At 67.5% G+C, this 19,494-nt stretch carries 20 protein-coding genes; 3 read left to right on the top strand and 17 right to left on the bottom strand.

Annotated features, from left to right (window positions below; translation table 11 throughout):
- Positions 1-70: 70 nt before the first annotated feature.
- The 3 genes from ABU113_RS01835 (at position 71) to ABU113_RS01825 (ending at position 4,456) form a co-directional block, all read left to right on the top strand.
- Positions 71-1,549, top strand: a complete 1,479-nt coding sequence (locus ABU113_RS01835) for a sigma-54-dependent transcriptional regulator (protein WP_454557768.1) — start codon at positions 71-73, stop codon at positions 1,547-1,549.
- A gap of 131 nt (positions 1,550-1,680) precedes the next feature.
- Entirely contained in the window at positions 1,681-3,222 is a 1,542-nt protein-coding gene (locus ABU113_RS01830) for an acyl-CoA synthetase (RefSeq protein WP_454557767.1), read from the top strand.
- 154 nt (positions 3,223-3,376) lie between these two features.
- The gene (locus ABU113_RS01825) at positions 3,377-4,456 is read left to right on the top strand and encodes an alkene reductase (protein ID WP_454557766.1); all 1,080 of its coding nucleotides are present in this window, start codon (positions 3,377-3,379) and stop codon (positions 4,454-4,456) included.
- A 72-nt stretch (positions 4,457-4,528) separates the two neighbouring features.
- Here ABU113_RS01825 and folP read toward each other — a convergent pair whose 3' ends face one another.
- The 17 genes from folP to ABU113_RS01740 all read right to left on the bottom strand — a co-directional run bounded on the left by folP (position 4,529) and on the right by ABU113_RS01740 (position 19,235).
- Positions 4,529-5,704 (bottom strand): dihydropteroate synthase, encoded by a 1,176-nt coding sequence (folP, locus tag ABU113_RS01820; RefSeq protein WP_454557765.1) that lies wholly within the window; start codon positions 5,702-5,704, stop codon positions 4,529-4,531.
- A gap of 121 nt (positions 5,705-5,825) precedes the next feature.
- On the bottom strand, positions 5,826-7,772 hold the full coding sequence (ftsH, locus tag ABU113_RS01815; protein WP_454557764.1) for an ATP-dependent zinc metalloprotease FtsH: 1,947 nt from the start codon (positions 7,770-7,772) through the stop codon (positions 5,826-5,828).
- A 137-nt stretch (positions 7,773-7,909) separates the two neighbouring features.
- On the bottom strand, positions 7,910-8,920 hold the full coding sequence (tilS, locus tag ABU113_RS01810; RefSeq protein ID WP_454557763.1) for a tRNA lysidine(34) synthetase TilS: 1,011 nt from the start codon (positions 8,918-8,920) through the stop codon (positions 7,910-7,912).
- A complete protein-coding gene (ybgF, locus tag ABU113_RS01805; protein WP_454557762.1) occupies positions 8,913-9,755 on the bottom strand; it encodes a tol-pal system protein YbgF in 843 nt (280 codons plus the stop codon). The genes tilS and ybgF overlap by 8 nt, the downstream gene beginning before the upstream one ends.
- Before the next feature lie 255 nt (positions 9,756-10,010).
- Positions 10,011-10,517 carry a peptidoglycan-associated lipoprotein Pal gene (gene pal / locus ABU113_RS01800; RefSeq protein ID WP_454557761.1) on the bottom strand — a complete coding sequence of 169 codons (507 nt, stop codon included), beginning with the start codon at positions 10,515-10,517 and terminating at the stop codon, positions 10,011-10,013.
- A 144-nt stretch (positions 10,518-10,661) separates the two neighbouring features.
- Complete coding sequence (gene tolB / locus ABU113_RS01795) at positions 10,662-12,017, bottom strand: Tol-Pal system beta propeller repeat protein TolB (protein ID WP_454557760.1); 1,356 nt, start codon at positions 12,015-12,017, stop codon at positions 10,662-10,664.
- 11 nt (positions 12,018-12,028) lie between these two features.
- The gene (locus tag ABU113_RS01790; RefSeq protein ID WP_454557759.1) at positions 12,029-12,778 is read right to left on the bottom strand and encodes a hypothetical protein; all 750 of its coding nucleotides are present in this window, start codon (positions 12,776-12,778) and stop codon (positions 12,029-12,031) included.
- A gap of 38 nt (positions 12,779-12,816) precedes the next feature.
- Positions 12,817-13,251, bottom strand: coding sequence for an ExbD/TolR family protein (locus tag ABU113_RS01785; protein WP_454557758.1), 435 nt, complete (start codon positions 13,249-13,251; stop codon positions 12,817-12,819).
- Positions 13,251-13,964: a protein TolQ gene (tolQ, locus tag ABU113_RS01780; protein ID WP_454557757.1), complete on the bottom strand. Its 714-nt coding sequence runs from the start codon at positions 13,962-13,964 to the stop codon at positions 13,251-13,253. Before tolQ ends, ABU113_RS01785 begins: the two co-directional genes overlap by 1 nt.
- 9 nt (positions 13,965-13,973) lie before the next feature.
- Positions 13,974-14,450 (bottom strand): tol-pal system-associated acyl-CoA thioesterase, encoded by a 477-nt coding sequence (ybgC, locus tag ABU113_RS01775; protein WP_454557756.1) that lies wholly within the window; start codon positions 14,448-14,450, stop codon positions 13,974-13,976.
- A gap of 10 nt (positions 14,451-14,460) precedes the next feature.
- A complete protein-coding gene (ruvB, locus tag ABU113_RS01770) occupies positions 14,461-15,510 on the bottom strand; it encodes a Holliday junction branch migration DNA helicase RuvB (protein WP_454557755.1) in 1,050 nt (349 codons plus the stop codon).
- A gap of 105 nt (positions 15,511-15,615) precedes the next feature.
- Positions 15,616-16,224: a Holliday junction branch migration protein RuvA gene (gene ruvA, locus ABU113_RS01765; RefSeq protein WP_454557754.1), complete on the bottom strand. Its 609-nt coding sequence runs from the start codon at positions 16,222-16,224 to the stop codon at positions 15,616-15,618.
- Positions 16,224-16,742: a crossover junction endodeoxyribonuclease RuvC gene (gene ruvC / locus ABU113_RS01760; protein WP_454557753.1), complete on the bottom strand. Its 519-nt coding sequence runs from the start codon at positions 16,740-16,742 to the stop codon at positions 16,224-16,226. The genes ruvA and ruvC overlap by 1 nt, the downstream gene beginning before the upstream one ends.
- Positions 16,739-17,485 carry a YebC/PmpR family DNA-binding transcriptional regulator gene (locus tag ABU113_RS01755; RefSeq protein ID WP_454557752.1) on the bottom strand — a complete coding sequence of 249 codons (747 nt, stop codon included), beginning with the start codon at positions 17,483-17,485 and terminating at the stop codon, positions 16,739-16,741. The genes ruvC and ABU113_RS01755 overlap by 4 nt, the downstream gene beginning before the upstream one ends.
- Positions 17,486-17,609: 124 nt before the next feature.
- Positions 17,610-17,930, bottom strand: a complete 321-nt coding sequence (locus tag ABU113_RS01750; protein ID WP_454557751.1) for a heavy metal-binding domain-containing protein — start codon at positions 17,928-17,930, stop codon at positions 17,610-17,612.
- A 29-nt stretch (positions 17,931-17,959) separates the two neighbouring features.
- Positions 17,960-18,763 carry an FAD binding domain-containing protein gene (locus tag ABU113_RS01745; protein ID WP_454557750.1) on the bottom strand — a complete coding sequence of 268 codons (804 nt, stop codon included), beginning with the start codon at positions 18,761-18,763 and terminating at the stop codon, positions 17,960-17,962.
- Position 18,764: 1 nt separating this feature from the next.
- A complete protein-coding gene (locus tag ABU113_RS01740; RefSeq protein WP_454557749.1) occupies positions 18,765-19,235 on the bottom strand; it encodes a (2Fe-2S)-binding protein in 471 nt (156 codons plus the stop codon).
- Positions 19,236-19,494: the final 259 nt, after the last annotated feature.

The following is a 19,494-nucleotide window of genomic DNA, read 5'->3' as shown; positions in this document are numbered from 1 at the left end:
GGACGCGATTAAGGCTTCCTTCAAGGATTTGTGCCGTACTGGGACAGAAACCGGCATGAGGACACCGAGCATGGCGCCGCCGCAAAAGAGCGTGTTGATCGTCGACGATGAAGCCACCCAGCGCAACCTGCTGGAGGCCGCCATCCGGCGCGAGGGCTACGCCAGCCGCAGCCTCGGCGACGGTCAGGCGGCCATCGACCTGCTGCTGTCGCCCGAGGGCGCACAGATCGGTGCCGTCATTCTCGATCTGTCGATGCCCAAGGTCAGCGGCCTCGACGTGCTCAATGCGGTGCGGCCGCAGCGGCCGCGCCTGCCGATCATCGTGCTCACCGCCCACACCAGCGTCTCCAACGCCGTGCAGTCGATGCGCGCCGGCGCCACCGATTTCATCGCCAAGCCGGCCAGCGGCGAGCGGCTGCGCACCGCGCTGGAAGCCGCGCTCAACGAGGCGATCGCCGACGGCGAGCTGCGGCCGCTCACCGAAAAGCTCTCCAAGCAGCTCAGCTTCGAGCAACTGGTGGGCGCGGCGCCGTCGTTCCGCGCCGCCATCGACATCGCGCGCCGCACCGCCCATGCAGCGGTCTCGGTGCTGATCGAGGGCGAGAGCGGCGTCGGCAAGGAGCTGATCGCCCAGTCGATCCATTCCGCCAGCCCGCGCGCCGGCAAGCCGTTCATCGTCGTCAACTGCGGCGCGCTGCCGCCAAACCTGGCGGAAAGCATCCTGTTCGGCCACGAAAAGGGCGCCTTCACTGGCGCCATCGACCGTCACGTCGGCAAGTTCGCCGAAGCCGACGGCGGCACCATCTTCCTCGACGAGATCGGCGAGCTGCCGCTCGACACCCAGGTCAAGCTGCTGCGCGTGCTTCAGGAAGGGGAAATCGACCCCGTCGGCGGGCGCACCCGCCAGAAGATCGATGTCCGCGTGCTCTCGGCCACCAACCGTGACCTGCAATCGGAGGTCGATGCCGGGCGCTTCCGCGAGGATCTCTACTATCGTCTCAACGTGGTGCAGATCCGCATTCCGGCGCTGCGGGAACGCCGCGACGACATCGCGCCGCTGGCCCGCCATTTCATCGAACGCATCGCCCAGTCGGAAGCGACGCCGGTGCGCCAGCTGTCGCACGAGGCCGTGGAACTGCTGTCCGGCTTCGATTGGCCGGGCAATGTCCGCCAGCTGCAGAATGCCATCTTCCGCGCCGTCGTGCTGTGCGACGGCGACACGCTGACCCTGCGTGACTTCCCCCAGCTGCTGGCCCAGGCACAGCGCGGCCAGGCCCCCGCCCCGCGCGAGGCCGCCAACGGCAGTGCGCTCGGCCTGTGGCGGCAGCCCGCCACCCTCAAGCCCGGCGAGGGCCATCTGACGGTCGTCGACCCCTCAGGCCACGTCAGGCCGCTGGAAGACATCGAGGCGGAAGTGATCCGCTTCGCGCTCAACCGCTACCGTGGCCGGATGAGCGAGGTGGCACGCCGGCTGCGCATCGGCCGCTCGACGCTCTACCGCAAGATCGGCGACCTTGATCTCCAGGATGCTGTGAGCGAACCGGCCTGAAAGGCATCAGCCGGCCTGCGCCATCCCCCCCGTTTTTGCGGACACGGACTCCGCATTCCACTCTGGACCCCTGCGCGCATCACTCCTAACTTGTTCTCAAAGAGCAAGAGTCGAATGGGGAGACGACAGGCATGCACATCATGCATCATGCCGCCGGCGCGCCGGAGAAGCCGGCCATCATCATGGCGGGTTCGGGCAAGACGGTCAGTTACGCTGAACTGGAAGCGCAGTCCAACCAGGCGGCCCAGCTGTTCCGCTCGCTGGGTCTCAAGCGCGGCGATACCATCGCCATTTTCGCCGAAAACACGCCGACCTATTTCGCGCTGTGCTGGGGCGCCCAGCGGTCGGGCCTCGTGTTCACCTGCATCAGCTCCAAGCTGAGCGCCGACGAGGTCGAGTATATTGTGCGTGACTGCGGTGCCCGTGCCTTCTTCGCCTCCGCCAGCCTCGGCGGCATCGCCAGCGAGGTCGCCCGGCGACTGGGCGATGCGCTCGCCGCTTTCGCCGTCGACGGTGACATTCCCGGCTTCCGCTCCTTCGCGGCGGAAAGCAGCGCCGTGCCGGCCAGCCGCATCGCCGACGAATCGAGCGGGCGGGACATGCTTTATTCCTCCGGCACCACCGGCCGTCCCAAGGGCATCAAGGGCATGTTGCCCGAGGAAGCCATCGACGCCCCCAACGTGATGATCGGCCTGATGCAGGCGCTGTTCGGCTTCAACGACCAGGTGGTCTATCTGTCGCCGGCACCGCTCTACCACGCGGCGCCGCTGCGTTACTGCATGGGTGTACAGAAACTGGGCGGCACCGTGGTGGTGATGGAGCATTTCGACCCCGAGCAGGCGCTGGCGGCGATCGAGAAATACCGCATCACCCACAGCCAGTGGGTACCCACCCACTTCGTGCGGATGCTGAAGCTGCCGGAGGAGGTGCGCCGCCGCTACGACGTGTCGTCGCTGAAGGTTGCCATCCACGCCGCCGCGCCCTGCCCGGTGGAGATCAAGGAGCAAATGTTCGACTGGTGGGGCGACGTCATCTACGAATATTACTCCGCCACCGAAGGCGCCGGCTTCACCGCCATCGGACCGGCCGACTGGAAGGCGCATCGCGGCTCGGTCGGCCGCTCCATGCTGGGACAGATCCACATTCTCGACGAGGACGGCGAGGAGCTGCCGCCGGGCGAGATCGGCCGGGTCTATTTCTCCGGCGGGCCGCCGTTCGAATATCATGGCGACGCGGAACAGGCGCGCGGCAGCCTGGACGAGCGTGGCCGCGCCACCTTCGGCGACATCGGCTATGTCGATACCGACGGCTTCCTCTACCTCACCGACCGGCAGGCGTTCATGATCATCTCCGGCGGCGTCAACATCTACCCGCAGGAAGTCGAGAACGTGCTGGTGGCCCACCCCAAAGTGGCCGACGTCGCGGTGTTCGGCGTGCCCAATCCGGAATTCGGCGAGGAAGTGAAGGCGGTGGTGCAGCCGATGGACTGGGCCGACGCCGGCCCCGACCTCGCGGCGGAACTGATCGCCTATTGCCGCGACCGGCTGAGCCACGTGAAGTGCCCGCGCACGGTGGATTTCGAGCCGGAACTGCCGCGCCATCCCACCGGCAAGCTCTACAAGCGCCTGCTGAAGGACCGTTACTGGGGCAAGGGCGAGACCGGCATCGTCTGAAAGGCCGATCGTCGCCGCCACTGTCATCGCCTGCCGAACAATCCGTCACCCCGGTCCCGCCTCCCGCGCGCCGGGGTGAACCGCTATATCGGTCGGGTTCTTGGACTATTACGCCTCCGGCCAAACCGGCAGCGCCTTCATCAGGAGCTTGTTCATGACCGCATCCTTGTTCTCGTCCTTTCGGCTTGGTGATATCAATCTGCCCAATCGCGTCGTCATGGCGCCGCTCACCCGCAACCGTGCCGGCCCCGGCAATGTGGCGACGCCGCTGATCGCCGAATATTACGCCCAGCGCGCCAGCGCCGGGCTGATCGTCGCCGAGGCCTCGCAGGTCTGCCCCGAGGGCCAGGGCTATGAGGATACGCCGGGCATCCACACTCCCGAGCAGGTGGCCGGCTGGCGTCTGGTGACGGACGCCGTGCACGCCGCCGGCGGCCGCATCTTCCTGCAGCTCTGGCATGTCGGGCGCATCTCCCACACCAGCCTGCAGCCGGGCGGCGTGGCACCGGTCGCGCCATCGGCGATCACCGCCGAGGCCAAGACCTATGTCGCCGGCCGCTTCATCGACACCTCGGCGCCGCGTGCGCTGGCGCTGGCGGAACTGCCCGGCATCGTCGAGAGCTACCGGCTGGCGGCGCGCAACGCCATTGCCGCCGGCTTCGATGGCGTCGAGGTCCATGCCGCCAACGGCTATCTCATCGATCAGTTCCTGAAAGACGCCGCCAACCACCGCACCGACGCCTATGGTGGCTCGATCGAGAACCGCGCCCGGTTGCTGCTGGAGGTGATGCAGGCGGTAATCGGCGAGATCGGCGCGGCCCGCACCGGCATCCGGCTGTCACCGGTGACGCTGGTCAACGGCATCTCCGACAGCAACCCGCAGCCGCTGTTCAATTACGTCGTCGAGCAGCTTGATGCGCTGCAACCGGTGTTCATTCACATGATCGAGGGCGTCACCGGCGGCCCGCGCGACGAGCCGGCGTTCGACTATGCCGCGCTGCGCCAGCGCTACCACGGTGCCTGGATCGCCAATAACGGCTACACGGCGGCGATGGCCGAGGCCGCGATCGCCAACGGTCAGGCCGACCTGATCGCCTTCGGCCGGCCGTTTATCAGCAATCCCGATCTCGTCGAACGCCTGCGCCAGGGCGCGCCGCTCAACGAGCTGGACAAAAAGACCCTCTATGGCGGTGGCGCCGCCGGCTACACCGACTATCCGACCCTCGCCGCGTAAACGGCAACGGCCAGGAGAGCGGGCGACAAGGGTCACCTGCTCTCCCACGCGCCTCAGCCGATCGCCAGCGCCTCAGCCGATCGCCAGCGACAGCGCGGCGTCGCGCATCCCCTGCCAGACCTTGAGCGCCTGCACGGCCTCCGGCACGTCGTGGACGCGCAGCAGCTGCGCCCCCTGGTCCAGCCCGCGCGCCAGCGCCACCAGCGTTCCCGGCAGCCGTTCCGAAGCGTCCTCGCCGCGCGACAGCGCGCCGACGAAGCGTTTGCGACTGACACCGAGCAGGATGGGGCAGCCCAGCGCGTGGAACAGGCCGAGACCGTTGAGCAGCTCCATGTTGTGGCGGACGCTCTTGCCGAAGCCGATGCCGGGATCGACGATGAGCCGGGTCCGCGCGATACCGGCCGCCTCGCACGCCGCGATACGCGCCGCCAGCCAGTCATAGACGTCGAGCAGGGCATCGTCATACTGCGGCCGGTCCTGCATCGACTGCGGGTCGCCCTGATGGTGCATCAGCACCACCGGGCACTCGCTCGCCGCCACCACCCCCAGCGCCTGCTCGTCATAGGTCAGCGCCGAGACGTCGTTGACGATCGCCGCCCCCGCCGCCAGCGCGAAGCGCATCACCGCGGCCTTGCGGGTGTCGATCGACCACAACAGCTCGCTGTCCTGGAAGCGGGCCACCACCGGGCGCAGCCGCTCGATCTCGTCGCCCTCCCACACCGGCTTGGCGCCCGGCCGGGTTGATTCCGCGCCGACATCCACCAGCGCCGCGCCGTCGGCGGCCATGTTGAACGCGGCTCCCGCCGCCGCCACCGGTTCAGCATTGCGGCCGCCGTCGGAGAAGCTGTCCGGCGTCAGGTTGAGGATGCCCATGACATGCGGGCGATCGAAACGCAGCATCCGTGCCCCACCGCGCAGCGCCAGCGGCGCGCGCACGCCGCACAGCGCCTGCCACTGGGCCACGGCGCGCGCCTGTGCGGCCTCCGGCAGGCGGGCGATCAGCGCCTCGACATCGGCCACCGGCATCACGACGCTGGCCACCCGCCGGACGCCAACCCGCGCGATCACCTGGACCAGGCCGAACCAGGTCAGTCCGCCGGCGAGCCGGCGGCAGCCGGCGGGATCATCGAACGGCGTCTCGGTGAAGCCGGTGGGCCGTAGATAGATCCTGGCGTCCGCCGGCAGGGCCGCGAAGGCAGCAATGTCATGAACGGGATCGGGGACGTGATCTGGGGCGCGGTCGGGCATCGGCGGCCTCGTTCAGGCAGGATGGTGGTACCCCCTCGGGTATCACCAAAAGAAATGGCCGGGACAAGCCCGGCCAGGTCGCGCGTTGACAAACGCCAGGACGTTGCCGCCCGTGACGGGCTCAGCCTTGCGGCTGGGGTTCCACGCCGCCGAAGCCGCCGGATGACCGCTTGCCCGACTTGGGCACCGACGACAGGCCGGTGGGCGCCGCCGGCGGCGCCTCGTCCTCCGAGTCGCGGCGCTCGATCGGCTTGCCCTCGATCAGCCCCTTCATCTCGTCGCCGGTGAGCGTCTCATATTCCAGCAACGCATTGGCGATCGCGTGCAGGCCGTCGCTGTGCTCGGTGATGATCGACTTGGCACGGTCGTAGGATTCCATGACGATGCGCTTGACCTCGGCGTCGATCAGGCGGGCGGTCTCTTCCGAGACGTTCTGGGTCCGGGCGATTGAGTGTCCGAGAAACACTTCCTCCTGGTTCTCGCCGTACATCAGCGGCCCGAGTTTCTCCGACATGCCCCACTGGGTGACCATGCGGCGGGCCAGCGAGGTTGCCATCTGGATGTCGCCGGACGCGCCGGAGCTGACCTTGTCATAGCCGAAGATCACTTCCTCGGCGATGCGGCCGCCCATGGCCACCGACAGGTTGGCGAACATCTTGTCACGATGATAGCTGTAGCTGTCGCGCTCGGGCAGACGCATGACCATGCCCAGCGCGCGGCCGCGCGGAATGATGGTCGCCTTGTGAATGGGGTCGGAGGCCGGCTCGAACAACGCCACCAGCGCATGACCGGCCTCGTGATAGGCGGTCATCTTCTTCTCGTCCTCGGTCATGACCATGGACTTGCGCTCCACGCCCATCATGACCTTGTCCTTGGCATCCTCGAAATCATCCATCGCCACCAGCCGCTTGCCCTTGCGGGCGGCCAGCAGGGCTGCCTCGTTGACCAGATTGGCGAGGTCAGCGCCGGAGAAGCCCGGCGTGCCGCGCGCGATCACCCGCGGTTTGACGTCGGGGGCCAGCGGAATCTTCTTCATGTGCACCGACAGGATCTTCTCGCGACCGACGATGTCGGGGCGCGGCACCACGATCTGGCGATCGAAGCGGCCCGGACGCAGCAGCGCCGGGTCGAGCACGTCGGGCCGGTTGGTGGCGGCAACGATGATGATGCCGTCATTGGCCTCGAAGCCGTCCATCTCCACCAGCAGCTGGTTCAGTGTCTGCTCGCGCTCGTCGTTGCCGCCGCCCAGGCCGGCGCCGCGATGGCGGCCGACGGCGTCGATCTCGTCGATGAAGATGATGCACGGCGCGTTCTTCTTCGCCTGCTCGAACATGTCGCGCACGCGGCTGGCACCAACGCCGACGAACATCTCGACAAAGTCGGAGCCGGAGATGGTGAAGAACGGCACGTTAGCCTCGCCGGCGATGGCGCGGGCAAGCAGCGTCTTGCCGGTGCCCGGCGGGCCGACCAGCAGCGCGCCCTTCGGAATCTTGCCGCCCAGGCGCTGGAACTTCTGCGGATCCTTGAGGAAATCGACGATCTCCTGCAACTCCTCGCGGGCCTCGTCGATGCCGGCAACGTCGTCAAAGGTGACGCGGCCATGCTTCTCGGTGAGCATGCGGGCGCGCGACTTGCCGAAACCCATGGCGCCACGACCGGCACCATTTTGCATCTGGCGCATGACGAAAATCCAGATACCCAGCACCAGCAGGAACGGCAGCATGTTGACCGCCAGCTGCACCAGCAGGCTGCGGCTCTCTTCGGGGGCGGCCTTGAAGGTGACACCCTTTGCCTTCAGCCGGTCGACGAGCTGCGGATCGTCAGGCGCATAGGTACGGAACGGCCGACCGTCCCGCAGGGTGCCGGAGATGTCCGGGCCCTGAATCTGCACCTCGCGAATCTCGCCCTCGTCGATCTGGGCCAGAAAGTCGGAATAGGCGATCTGACTGACCGTGCCACGCGAACCCTGGGGCGAGAACATGTTGAACATCACCACCAGAACCAGGATGATGATCGCCCACAAGGCGATGCTCCTGCTCAGGGTGCTGGGGCCAGGCTTATCGGACATGCTTGTTCCTACACTAAAGGCGCCTTGACCAGACAATGCGCCGTTTGATGTTAAGATAAGCTCTCCGCGCCGCGAGACAACTGCCCGATCGTCGCATCTCGGCGAAGCCGGGCGAACCCGCGACGAAACACCGCCGGTCAGTGGCGGCGCGGCGCCTCAGGGCGGAAAACCAGGCTGCCACGCTCAAAGCCAGCCTGGCATCCCGCCAGCGTGGACGGCCGGCCGGCACGCAAGCTGCTGATCAGCCGGTCGAGCGCGGCACCCCTTGGCGTGGCGCCGGCGACGACGGCGCCCAGACACCAGGCGACGCTCCGGCGCAAGACCTCTCCCGGCACATCGAGGAAGGCGGCGGGATCGGCCACGGCGACCGCCCCGTCCTCGCGGCGTGCCACATACCCCGCCAGATGGCGCTTCACCATCCAATGGATCGCGCTGTCCGCCTCGGCGAGGTGATGCGCCGCCAGGGCCAGCCGCCGCGCCGACAGATCCGGCTGGGTCTCCAGCCATCGTCTTGCGCGGGCGCGATCGAAGCGATCATCGCCATTGCTGGGATCCTCGACCCAGGCCTGCCCGCGGGCGGCGAGCGTTGCCCGCAGCCGGGCGCGGGGTACGTCCAGCAGCGGCCGGGCCAGCCACACGCCGTCCACGCCGTCGTCAAGGCGCCGCAGGGCCGGCATCGCCGCCAGTCCGGCAAGGCCACTGCCGCGCGACAGCCGCTGGAGCAGCGTCTCGGCGACGTCATCCTGATGATGGGCGGACAACAGAACCGACACCCCGTTCGCACGGCACCACGCCGCCAGCAGCCGATAGCGCGCCAGTCGCGCCGTCGCCTGAAGGTTACCGGACGGCTTCTCGCCTTCCCAGCGAACGGTGGCGTGAGGAATCCCGTGGCGCCCGAGCCAGCCCTGCACCTGCACCGCTTCGGCGGCCGCCTCGGGCCGCAGACCATGATCGACGGTAACACCCGTCACCCGGCCGGGAAAGGCCTCGGCGGCAAGCAGGACCAGCGCCAGACTGTCAGCACCGCCCGAAACCGCCACGGCAAGCGGCACGCGCGCGATGTCGAGACCGGATGGCGCCGCCACCCGCGCGATCGCCGCGCGCACCGCCTCGACGGTCAGCGGCAGCGACGACGCGTCATCACCCACATTTTGCCTTCTTGCGGCTCTGCTCCAGCCTCACCTTGAGGTCACCCGTCACCTTGGCCGGATAGCTGGTCTGAAGGCTGTTGTAGGCGCGGCAGGCTTCCTCGGGCTTGCCCCACTGGGTCAGGGCGTCGCCAAGCCAGAGCAGACTGTCGGGGGCGCGATCGCTCTTGGGATACTTCTGATAGACATCCAGGAAGGCCATCGCGGCCTCGGCGTACTGCCGGCGCGCCATGTGGGTCCGCCCCACCCAGTACTGGGCGGAGGCCGCCTGACCGGCTTTCGGGTTCTTCTCGACAAACGCCTTCAAGGCCGCCTCGGCGCGATCGTAGTCCTTCGCCGTCACATAGGCATAGGCATCGCGATACTGCTGCTCCACCGGATCGACGGACGTCCTGGCGGCGACTTCCGGCTCCTTGGCCGGCGCCGCGACGGCGCCGCCAGCGGCGCGGGCCTGCGGACTGCCCTCAAGCTCGCCGAAGCGGAACTCGGTGTCCGACTTCAGCCGGGTGAGCTGATCCTCCAGCTGACGGATACGGAACCCCGACTGCTCGACCAGGCCGGTGAGCGATGCCACCTGCTGTTCCAGCAGCTGCAGGCGGGTCTGCAGTTCCGGCAGCAGGTTGGTGGCACCGGAGTCCTGTTGCGGCGGCGCCACACCCGGCTGTCCGCCGGGCAACGCGACTTCCGGCTCGAAATACTTGGGCGATCCACCCGGGAATACCTTGCGCTGTACCGCCCTCATCTCGGATTCGAGCTTGCCGACCCGCTTGTCGATATCAGCAGCGGTCTGCGCCTGGGCCACGGATGGCAGGACAACGGCCACGATCGCAATCATGGACACAAGACGACGGTTGAGCATCGGCTCGGGTCTCCCTGTCGTGGCGACCGGTCAGTGCACAGGAGGGTACCCCCAGCATCACCAGGCCGCCGATTTCCGTTCGATAGCGCGGCGCGGCCACCATGACCGCCGCGCGCCTCAGCGTCGCTCACCCTAACGCGGGCGAGAGCAAAACAAAGGCTGATTGGGCCGAAAAATCAAACGCTCCGGCGCGGTGGCACCGGAGCGTCAGATTCGCAGGCGCCGCTGAGATCAGCTCGACGCGCCCTGCAGCACAGTCACGCCGCGCCGGTTCTTGGACCAGGACTCCTCGTCCGAGCCCAGCACCTCGGGGCGCTCCTTGCCGTAGGAAATGGTGCTGATGCGGCCGCCATCAACGCCCTGGGCAATCAGGTAGCTACGCACGGCGTTGGCGCGACGGTCGCCCAGCGCGAGGTTGTACTCACGGGTGCCGCGCTCGTCGCAGTGACCCTCGATCGCCACCTTCAGCGCCGGATACTGCTTCAGCCACGCCGCTTCCTTGTCGAGGGTGGCGCGGGCATCGGCGTCCAGCACGTAGCTGTCGTAGGCGAAGAACACCCGGTCGGAACCGACGGTGTTGATCATATCCTGAAGGCTGCCCGGAACGACGGCGGGCGTCACCGGACCCGTGTCAACCGGCTTCGGCGCCTCGACGGGCGCAGGCGCGGGCGCGGGCGGCGGCGGCGGCGGCAGCTCCTCCTTCTTCGCACAAGCGGCCATCAGGGCCACACCACTCATCAGGGCGATCAATTTGAGATTCGTGCGCATCGTCTTCCTCGCAGCTCCAACAGCCATATTGTGGTTATAGAACACTATCGGTGGCGTTCAAGCAACACACTGCACATGAATATTAGATGAACAATTCCGATTGTCCGATAAATTTCATGGTAGTAGCGGCGACCATGCCGGATCGGAAGCATCCTGGGGCGTCGCGATCCGCCGCTCATTCTGGCCGGTCAGGTCGATCGACCACAGAGACGACCCGCCACCGGTACCACCCGGACCATATTTCTCGCTGCGGAAAAACAGGATGACACGGCCATTGGGTGACCAGGTCGGCCCCTCATCCTGCCAGGCGTCGGTCAGCAACCGCTCCCCTGATCCGTCAGGCCGCATGACGCCGATGCGGAACTTGCCTTCCGACATCTTGGTGAAGGCGATCAGGTCGCCGCGCGGCGACCACACCGGCGTGCCATACTTCGCCCGGGCATTGTTGCGATCGAACGAGATGCGCTGCGGGTTGGAACCGTCGGCGTTCATCACATAGAGCTGCTGCGTACCGCCGCGATCGCTCTCGAACACGATCTTGCTGCCGTCGGGCGAATAGGACGGCGCCGTATCGATCGCCGGCGAGCGGGTGAGCTGGCGCAACTGGCGGGTCCGCAGATCCATGGTGAAGATTTCGGCATTGCCGGCCTGGCTCAGGCTCATCACCACGCTGTTGCCATCCGGCGCGAAGCGCGGCGCGAAGCTCATGTTGGGAAAGTCGCCCAGCAGCTCCTGACGACCGCGCGGCAGGTCGTAGATGAACACCCGCGGCCGGTTCTGGAAGTATGACATGTAGGTGATCTGCTGCTGCGTCGGCGAGAAGCGCGGCGTCAGCACCAGTGTCTGGCCGGCGGTGAGATACTGGTGGTTGGCGCCATCCTGATCCATGATCGCCAGCCGCTTGATACGGTTCTTCTTCGAACCCGTTTCAGCGATGTAGACGATCCGGCTATCGAAATAGCCCTTCTCGCCGGTGATCTTGGAATAGACGAAATCAGCGCACTTGTGGGCGGCACGCCGCCAGTCCCTGGGCGAGCGGGCAGTGAAGCCGTTGCGGCCGATTTCCTCCTCGCCGAACACGTCATAGACATAGCACGCGACCAGCAGCGATCCGTCAGCATTGACCTGGGTGTAACCGGTCACCAGCGCCTGCGCGGCCACGGTGCGCCAGGCCGGGAACTGCGGCCGCTGCACGTCGCCCACCTGCACGGTCGTCGTGAAGGCGCGCGGGTCAATGACCCGGAACAGGCCTGAACGCTCCAGATCGGCCGACACCACCTGCGCCACCTGCCGTCCCAGTTCGCTCGCGGTACCGAACTGGGTGGTGATGGGCGCCACGGCCGGGAAGGACGGCACGGCCACCGGCATCGGCTGCACGGCGCCGCCGGTGATGTCGATCTTGAGCACGGCCCAGGCCGGCTGGGCCGACGTCAGCAGCAGGGCGAAAATGGACAACAGCAGGCGCTTCACGATGCTTCCCCTCACATCAGTCGTGACGGATCGAAATTCAGTTCCAGTTCCTGGCCCGCCCACACCGGCGCCAGCTCCTTGGGCAGGTCATAGGGCGCGCACTTGATGACCGCGCGACGGGCGGCACTGGCGAGCGCCTGGGCGTAGGCGCGGTTGCCCTCCGTCATGCCGGTCTGGCGCACGATCACCGGCGGATCGACGATCTTGCCCTCCGGGTCAAGCCGCAACCGGAGTGTCACCGTCATGTTGGCGACATCGGAGCCGCCGGTCGGCGGATTGAAACAGCGCGACACCTGGGCATCCATCAGCTGCTGGAGCGTGATCGCCGCCCGCACGTCCAGCACCGCCTTCTTGGCGATGTCCTTCTCCAGCGTCTTGGCAAGCTCGGAAACATTGAGCGGCTTGCGATTGGCCTGCTTGAGGCTCTTGTCGATCAGGTTTTCCAGCCGGGAGGCATCAAGTTGCGGCTTGTCGGCGGGCGCCTTCTCCGGCTTGGGCTTCTGGTCCGGCAGCGGGGGCATATCGGCCGACGTTTCCGCAGGCTCGGGCTCCTGCTGACTTTCCGCCTGGGCCTGATCCGGCGCACTGGTCTCGCGCGGCGCCGCCGCCATCGACGGCTTGGGCATTTCGGTCATCCGGGTCAGCTCGTCGACGGTGAGAACCTCCACCGTCACCGGCTCGGTTGCCTCGTTGATCACCCTGGAAGCCGGCCACGCGAACAGCACCGCGGCAAGTACCGCCGCGTGCATGCCTCCGGACATGGCAAGGCTGGATCGCTCCACCGCTCAGTCCTTCACCGTCAACGGCCCTTCTGTTCGGTGACAAGCGCCACCTTCTTCAGGCCGGCGGCATTGATTTCGCCGACCACCCGCATCACCAGGCCGTAATCCAGCCCGCTGTCGGCGCGCACATAGACCCGCGGCTGGTCGGTGCGGGCCTGGGCAATCGCGGCCAGCTTCGGCCCCAGCGCCGCGACCTCGATCGGCTGACGATCGATGAACACCTGCCCCTGCCCGTCAATGGAGATCTGTACCGGCGTGTTGTCCGATGACAGCGCCTTGGCACGCGAGTCCGGCAGGTCCACCTGAACACCGGCCACCAGCAGCGGCGCCGTCACCATGAAGATGATGAGCAGCACCAGCATCACATCCACCAGCGGAGTAACGTTGATGTCCGCCATCGGCCGGCGCCGGCGCGAGCCGCCACTGGACGACGGGATGACGTGGAAGGCCATCAGTCCACCTTCTCGTCGAGCTGGCGCGACAGGATGGCGTGAAACTCGTCACAGAAGGTGGACAGCCGGTTGCCATAGCGGGCGACATCACCCTGGATCTTGTTGTAGCCGATCACCGCCGGAATGGCGGCGACAAGGCCGATGGCGGTCGCGAACAACGCCTCCGCGATGCCCGGCGCCACCACCGCCAGCGTGGTGTTCTGGGTCTGGGCGATGCCGGTGAAGGCGCGCATGATGCCCCAGACCGTGCCGAACAGACCCACGAACGGCGCCACCGAGCCCACTGTCGCCAGATAGACCAGGCTGCCTTCCAGCTTGTCCATCTCGCGCTCGAAGGTGACACGCATCACCGTCGCCAGCCGCTGCTTGATCGACGCCTTGTCGACCCGCGCGCCGGTGAAAGAGCGGCGCCATTCCTCCATCGCCGCCACGAACACCATCGCGAACGGGTGATCGGCGCGCTTCTTCGCCTTGTCGTGCAGCTTGTCGAGCGAATTGCCGGACCAGAAGGCATCCTCGAAGCTGTCCGCCTCGCGTTTGATGTGGCGTGCCCGACGCCCCTTGTCGATCATGATCGCCCACGACCAGATGGACGCGACAACCAGTCCGATCATCACCAGCTTGACGACCACGTCGGCCTGGAGGAACAGCGACCAGACAGAATAATCCACGTGATTCAAAGGCAAAGCAACCGAGTTGACGGCCTGGTCCATCCTCAATCCCTAACTGTTGCGCGCGGCGTCAGCCAACGCTTCAAATTGTTGGCGCCACGATACCGGCTGGCGCCGTGGCCGGCCACCCTTTCCCACATAGGCGGCGACGACGGTCGCCTCGGTCAGCAGCTCGCCAGCCCGTTCGATCCGCTGGCGCATGGTGCAGCTGGCGGCGGTCACCGCCTCCACCGTGCTGACCACGGTCAGCACGTCATCAAGGTAGGCCGGCCGGCGATAGTCGATGGCAAGTCTGCTGACGACATAGACACCGCGCGCATCGCCCGGCGCTTCCAGGTCCGACCGCTGCTCAATGCCGAAGCATCTCAGCATGTCCGTGCGCGCTCGCTCCATGAACCTCAGGTAGTTGGCGTGATAGACGACGCCGCCGGCATCCGTATCCTCGAAGTAGATCCGCAGCGAAAACCGATGGGTAGCGCCAATGAAGCGGCCCTGATAGGCGGTGTCGGTGGCCTGTGCCTGGGTCATGACGAGCCGATCAGCCCTCGGCGTCCAGCAACGGCAGGCCGGGGGTACGGCTGGCCGGCGGCGCCATGCCCAGATGCTCGAAAGCGCGCACTGTCAGCTGGCGGCCGCGCGCGGTGCGGGCGACCATGCCAACCTGGATCAGATAGGGCTCGATCACTTCCTCCAGCGTGTCGCGCGGCTCCGACAGCGCGGCCGACAGCGTCTCGACCCCCACTGGCCCGCCCTGGTAGGTGTCGGCGATGCACATCAGATAACGCCGGTCCATGGCGTCGAGCCCCAGCCGGTCGACGTCGAGCCGGGTCAGCGCCGCGTCGGCGACCGCCCGGTCGATCACGCCCGCGCCGGCGACGGCCGCGAAATCCCGCACCCGGCGCAGCAGCCGGCCGGCGATGCGCGGCGTGCCACGCGAGCGCGCGGCGATCTCGCGGGCGCCATCGTTGGCGATCTCGACGCCCAGCACCCGCGCGCCACGCCGCACCACCAGCTCCAGCTCGTCGGTCTCGTAGAACTGCAGCCGCACCGGAATGCCGAAACGGTCGCGCAACGGCGTGGTGATGAGCCCCGAGCGGGTGGTCGCCCCCACCAGGGTGAACGGCGGCAGGTCGATGCGCACCGAGCGCGCCGAGGGTCCGGTGCCGATGATGAGGTCGAGCTGGCGATCCTCCATCGCCGGGTAGAGCACTTCCTCGACCGCCGGATTAAGCCTGTGAATCTCGTCGATGAACAGCACGTCGCCGGCTTCGAGATTGGTCAGCAGCGCCGCCAGATCGCCGGCCTTGGCGATGATCGGGCCCGAGGTCGCCTTGAAGTTGACCCCCATCTCGCGCGCGATGATCTGCGCCAGCGTCGTCTTGCCCAGCCCCGGCGGGCCGAAGAACAGCACATGGTCGAGCGCGTCGCCACGGCCCTTGGCCGCCTCGATGAACACCCGCAGATTGTCCCGCGCGGTCAGCTGGCCGATGAACTCCTCCAGCCGCTGCGGGCGCAGCGAGGCTTCGAGGAAATCCTCCTCGCGCTTGGCGGCGCTCACGAAACGGTCGGCCTGCTCGTCCACGGTCATGGTTTTTCCCGGTTGTTCGCCCCTCCTTTACGGCGGGCAGCCCGCCAAGGCAAAGGCCTTGGCCCGATGACCGGCATCAGGCGCCGGCCCGTCGACGCCACACGGTCATCGCTGGGCCGCTTCCTTCAGCGCCGCCCGCACCACCACGTCGAGGCGCGCGCCGCCGTCGAGCTTGGCCAGCGCGGCGCTGACGGCGGCCGTCGCGTCGGCCAGCCGGTAACCGAGATTGACCAGCGCCGAGATGGCATCGGCCTGCACGGCCGGCACCGAGGCCACCGGCGCCGAAGCGGAGGTGCCGAAGTCGGCCGACAGCGCGCCAGCCTTGTCCTTGAGTTCCAGCACGATGCGCTGGGCGAGCTTGGGACCGACGCCATTGGCGCGGGCGACCGACGCGGTGTCCTGGGCGGCGATGGCCGCCGACAGTTCCGCCGCCGACAGCACCGACAGGATGGCCAGCGCGATGCGCGCGCCGACGCCCTGCACCGAATGCAGCAGCCGGAACCAGCGCTGCTCCTCGGCCTTGAGGAAGCCGTAGAGGGCGATGGCGTCCTCGCGCACCTGGGTTTCGATGAACAGGGTCAGGGGCTCGCCGGCCGCCGGCAGCTGCGACAGGGTGCGGCTGGCGGCATGGACCAGATAGCCCACCCCGCCCACGTCGATAATCAGGCTGTCCTCGTTGACGCTGTCGAGCACACCGCGCAGCTTGGCGAACATCAGGCCATCCTCTTGCCCATGGCGATCACGGCCGCCGATCCTGCCGCGTGAGCATGGGCGATGGCAACGGCCAAAGCGTCCGCGGCGTCGGCGCCGGCAATCGACACCCCCGGCAACAACCGTTGCACCATGGCGTGAACCTGGTCCTTGTCGGCATGGCCGACGCCCACCACTGCCTTCTTGACATGGTTGGGGGTGTATTCAGCCACCTTGAGCCCGGTCAGCGCCGCCGTCATCAGCACCACGCCGCGTGCCTGGCCCAGCTTCAGCGTCGAGGTCGGGTTCTTGTTGACGAAGGTCTCCTCGACCGCCGCCTCGGCCGGTCGCCAGTCGGCGATGACCAGCTTCAGCCCCTCGTGCAGCTCGACGAGCCGCGCGGCGAGACTGGCCTTCTGGTCGGTACGCAGCACGCCGTTGGCGACGTGGGACAACCGGGTGCCGGTGACATCGATGACGCCCCAGCCCGTCGCGCCCAGCCCCGGATCGAGGCCGATCAGGCGGACGGTGCGCGCCGTCATCCGCCGAGCTTGGCCATGATGTCGTCGGAAACGTCGTAGTTGCCCGACACCGTCTGGACGTCGTCATTGTCCTCCAGCGCGTCGATCAGCTTCATCAGCGACTGCGCGGCGGCCTCGTCGACCGACACCAGGTCATGCGGGCGCCACACCAGCTTGGCGGACTCGGCGGCGCCGATCTTGTCCTCCAGCGCGCGGGCGACCTCGTGCAGGTTCTCGATGGCGGTGAAGATCTCGTGGCCATCCTCGGACGACTGCACATCGTCGGCACCGGCCTCCAGCGCCGCCTCGAACACTGCGTCGGCCGAGCCGGCGGCGGCGGTATAGACGATCTGGCCAACCCGATCGAACTGGTGACTGACCGAGCCCGAAGCGCCAAGGTTGCCGCCGTTCTTGGAGAACAGCGAGCGGACCTCGCCGGCGGTGCGGTTGCGGTTGTCGGTCAGCGCCTCGACGATGATCGCCGTGCCGCCGGGGCCGAAGCCCTCGTAACGGACCTCCTCGTAATTCTCCATGTCCGGACCGCTGGCCTTCTTGATCGCCCGCTCGATGTTGTCCTTGGGCATCTGGGCCTGGCGGGCGGCGTTCATCGCCGCGCGCAGGCGCGGGTTATGGTTGGGGTCCGGCTGCCCCATCTTGCATGCCACCGTGATTTCACGGGCGAGCTTGGCGAACAGGCGCGCGCGCTTCGCGTCCTGCGCGCCCTTGCGGTACATGATGTTCTTGAACTGGGAATGACCTGCCATGACTTCACCGTCTGGCGACCGGGCAGCCCCGGCCGCGCGTCCTCTTGCATGTTTTCCGACTGGCGATGGCCTCTACACCATCCGATGGGCCAAACGCCAGAGGCCAGACGCGCCGACTGACCGTTCAGGCCAGCCGCACGGCGGTGCCGGTCGCCGTCACCATCAACATGGAACCACCCTGCCCCACCGTCTCGTAGTCGAGGTCGACCCCGATCACGGCATCGGCGCCCAGCCGCCGGGCTTCCGCCTCCATCTCCGCCAGCGCGGTCTGTCGCGCGTCACGCAGCGTGCCTTCATAGGCGCCCGAGCGGCCGCCGACGATGTCGCGGATCGAGGCGAACAAGTCCTTGAAGATATTGGCACCAACGATAACCTCGCCGGTGACGACGCCGAGATAGTCGGCGATTGGCCTGCCATCGAGCATCGCGGTGGTGGTGACGAGCATGAAGCCTCCTGTGGTGACAAGACCGGGGATCAGGATGACGCGGCACAGTCGGCCAGCGCCCGGCCGAGCATGACCGAGCAGAGGTGCGCGCGATAGGGTGCGCTGGCGTGGATGTCGCCGTTCATGTCCGCCTCGTCTGGCACCAGCCCGGCAACAGAACCGAGATCGAACGAACCGGAAAGGCAATTCTCCGCCGCCATCCAGCGGAATACCCCGGCGCCGGCGCCCGTCACGGCCACCCGCACGCCCGCGGCAAAACGGGCAACGAAGACCCCCACCAGCGCGTAGCGCGAGGCCGGGTGGGCGAAACGGCCATAGCCCGCCGCCAGCGGTCGCGGAAAGGCCACCGCCGTCACCAGTTCGCCCGGCTCCAGCGCCGTGGTGAACATGCCCTGAAAGAAGTCGTCGGCCTCGATCCGGCGCTGACTGGTATGCACCGTCGCCGCCAGCCCCAGCACGGCGGCGGGGTAATCAGCGGCCGGATCGTTGTTGGCGATCGAGCCTCCCAGCGTGCCGCGATTGCGCACCTGCGGGTCGCCGATGCCGCCGGCGAGCCGGGCCAGCGCCCGGCAGTGCGCGGCCACCTGCGGGCTGGTCGCCACATCGGCATGGCGGGTCATGGCGCCGACCAGCAGCCGGTCGCCATCCTCGCGAATGCCGGCCAGACCGGGGATCGCCGACAGGTCGACAAGCCCGTCGGGGGCGCGCAGGCGGGACTTGATGGCCGGCAGCAGCGTATGACCGCCCGCCAGCGCCGCGACATCGTCGCCGGACTCCAGCAGGGCGGCCGCCTGCGCCAGATCGGTGGGGCGATGGTAGCTGAACGGCCGCATGTCAGTCCCCCGCCATGGCGCGGGCACCTTCGGCCACCGCCTTGATGATGTTGCGATAACCGGTGCAGCGGCAGAGATTGCCCTCTAGCCCGTGGACGATGGTCGCCTCGTCCAGGTCATGGCCGTGGCGGGCGACGATGCCGATGCCGGCCATCACCATGCCCGGCGTGCAGAAGCCGCATTGCAGGCCGTGGCAGGCGCGGAAAGCCGCCTGCATCGGGTGCAGCGCCCCGCCTTGCGCCAGCCCCTCGATGGTGGTCAGCGCGCGCCCCTCCACCTGCACGGCCAGCAGCGTGCAGGCCTTCACCGGCTCGCCGTCCAGCAGCACGTTGCAGGCGCCGCACTGGCTGGTGTCGCAACCGATGTGGGTGCCGGTGAGGCCAAGATCGTCGCGCAGCAGCTCGACAAGCAGCTGTTCGGGTGCCACCTCGACGGTCACGGCCTCGCCATTGAGGTTCATATTGAGCTGCATGTGGGCCATCTCCCTCCCCGGAGGAGGAAAGCTAGCAAGCGAGGCTGAAAAGGGAAGCCTGTCAGAAAAGAAAAGGGCGGCGTCACAGGGCCAAGTGGACGCCACCCAGAGGTCTCACATCTCAACCCGGAACATCCTACAACACGAACGCAACAAGGATGTTACCGCGCGCCCACGCATCATCACGCAACACTGTGACGACAACCGACGCGGCCGGTCGGTTGGAATGGCGCGGAACGGGGCCGCGCAGATCCCACGC

It is taken from the genome of Parapedomonas caeni (assembly GCF_041060555.1).
GTDB lineage: Bacteria > Pseudomonadota > Alphaproteobacteria > Sphingomonadales > Sphingomonadaceae > CAUJIW01.
The sequence above is the reverse complement of the archived record's forward strand: the minus strand, read 5'-3'. Positions and strand labels throughout refer to the sequence as shown.

What these genes read in the sequence shown, in the direction of transcription:
- ABU113_RS01835 (WP_454557768.1), top strand. Translation starts at nt 71, where the DNA reads ATGGCGCCGCCGCAAAAGAGCGTGTTGATCGTCGACGATGAAGCCACC.
- ABU113_RS01830 (WP_454557767.1), top strand. Translation starts at nt 1,681, where the DNA reads ATGCACATCATGCATCATGCCGCCGGCGCGCCGGAGAAGCCGGCCATC.
- ABU113_RS01825 (WP_454557766.1), top strand. Translation starts at nt 3,377, where the DNA reads ATGACCGCATCCTTGTTCTCGTCCTTTCGGCTTGGTGATATCAATCTG.
- folP (WP_454557765.1), bottom strand. Translation starts at nt 5,704, where the DNA reads ATGCCCGACCGCGCCCCAGATCACGTCCCCGATCCCGTTCATGACATT.
- ftsH (WP_454557764.1), bottom strand. Translation starts at nt 7,772, where the DNA reads ATGTCCGATAAGCCTGGCCCCAGCACCCTGAGCAGGAGCATCGCCTTG.
- ybgF (WP_454557762.1), bottom strand. Translation starts at nt 9,755, where the DNA reads ATGATTGCGATCGTGGCCGTTGTCCTGCCATCCGTGGCCCAGGCGCAG.
- pal (WP_454557761.1), bottom strand. Translation starts at nt 10,517, where the DNA reads ATGAGTGGTGTGGCCCTGATGGCCGCTTGTGCGAAGAAGGAGGAGCTG.
- ABU113_RS01790 (WP_454557759.1), bottom strand. Translation starts at nt 12,778, where the DNA reads ATGTCCGGAGGCATGCACGCGGCGGTACTTGCCGCGGTGCTGTTCGCG.
- ABU113_RS01785 (WP_454557758.1), bottom strand. Translation starts at nt 13,251, where the DNA reads ATGGCCTTCCACGTCATCCCGTCGTCCAGTGGCGGCTCGCGCCGGCGC.
- tolQ (WP_454557757.1), bottom strand. Translation starts at nt 13,964, where the DNA reads ATGGACCAGGCCGTCAACTCGGTTGCTTTGCCTTTGAATCACGTGGAT.
- ybgC (WP_454557756.1), bottom strand. Translation starts at nt 14,450, where the DNA reads ATGACCCAGGCACAGGCCACCGACACCGCCTATCAGGGCCGCTTCATT.
- ruvB (WP_454557755.1), bottom strand. Translation starts at nt 15,510, where the DNA reads ATGACCGTGGACGAGCAGGCCGACCGTTTCGTGAGCGCCGCCAAGCGC.
- ruvA (WP_454557754.1), bottom strand. Translation starts at nt 16,224, where the DNA reads ATGTTCGCCAAGCTGCGCGGTGTGCTCGACAGCGTCAACGAGGACAGC.
- ruvC (WP_454557753.1), bottom strand. Translation starts at nt 16,742, where the DNA reads ATGACGGCGCGCACCGTCCGCCTGATCGGCCTCGATCCGGGGCTGGGC.
- ABU113_RS01755 (WP_454557752.1), bottom strand. Translation starts at nt 17,485, where the DNA reads ATGGCAGGTCATTCCCAGTTCAAGAACATCATGTACCGCAAGGGCGCG.
- ABU113_RS01750 (WP_454557751.1), bottom strand. Translation starts at nt 17,930, where the DNA reads ATGCTCGTCACCACCACCGCGATGCTCGATGGCAGGCCAATCGCCGAC.
- ABU113_RS01745 (WP_454557750.1), bottom strand. Translation starts at nt 18,763, where the DNA reads ATGCGGCCGTTCAGCTACCATCGCCCCACCGATCTGGCGCAGGCGGCC.
- ABU113_RS01740 (WP_454557749.1), bottom strand. Translation starts at nt 19,235, where the DNA reads ATGCAGCTCAATATGAACCTCAATGGCGAGGCCGTGACCGTCGAGGTG.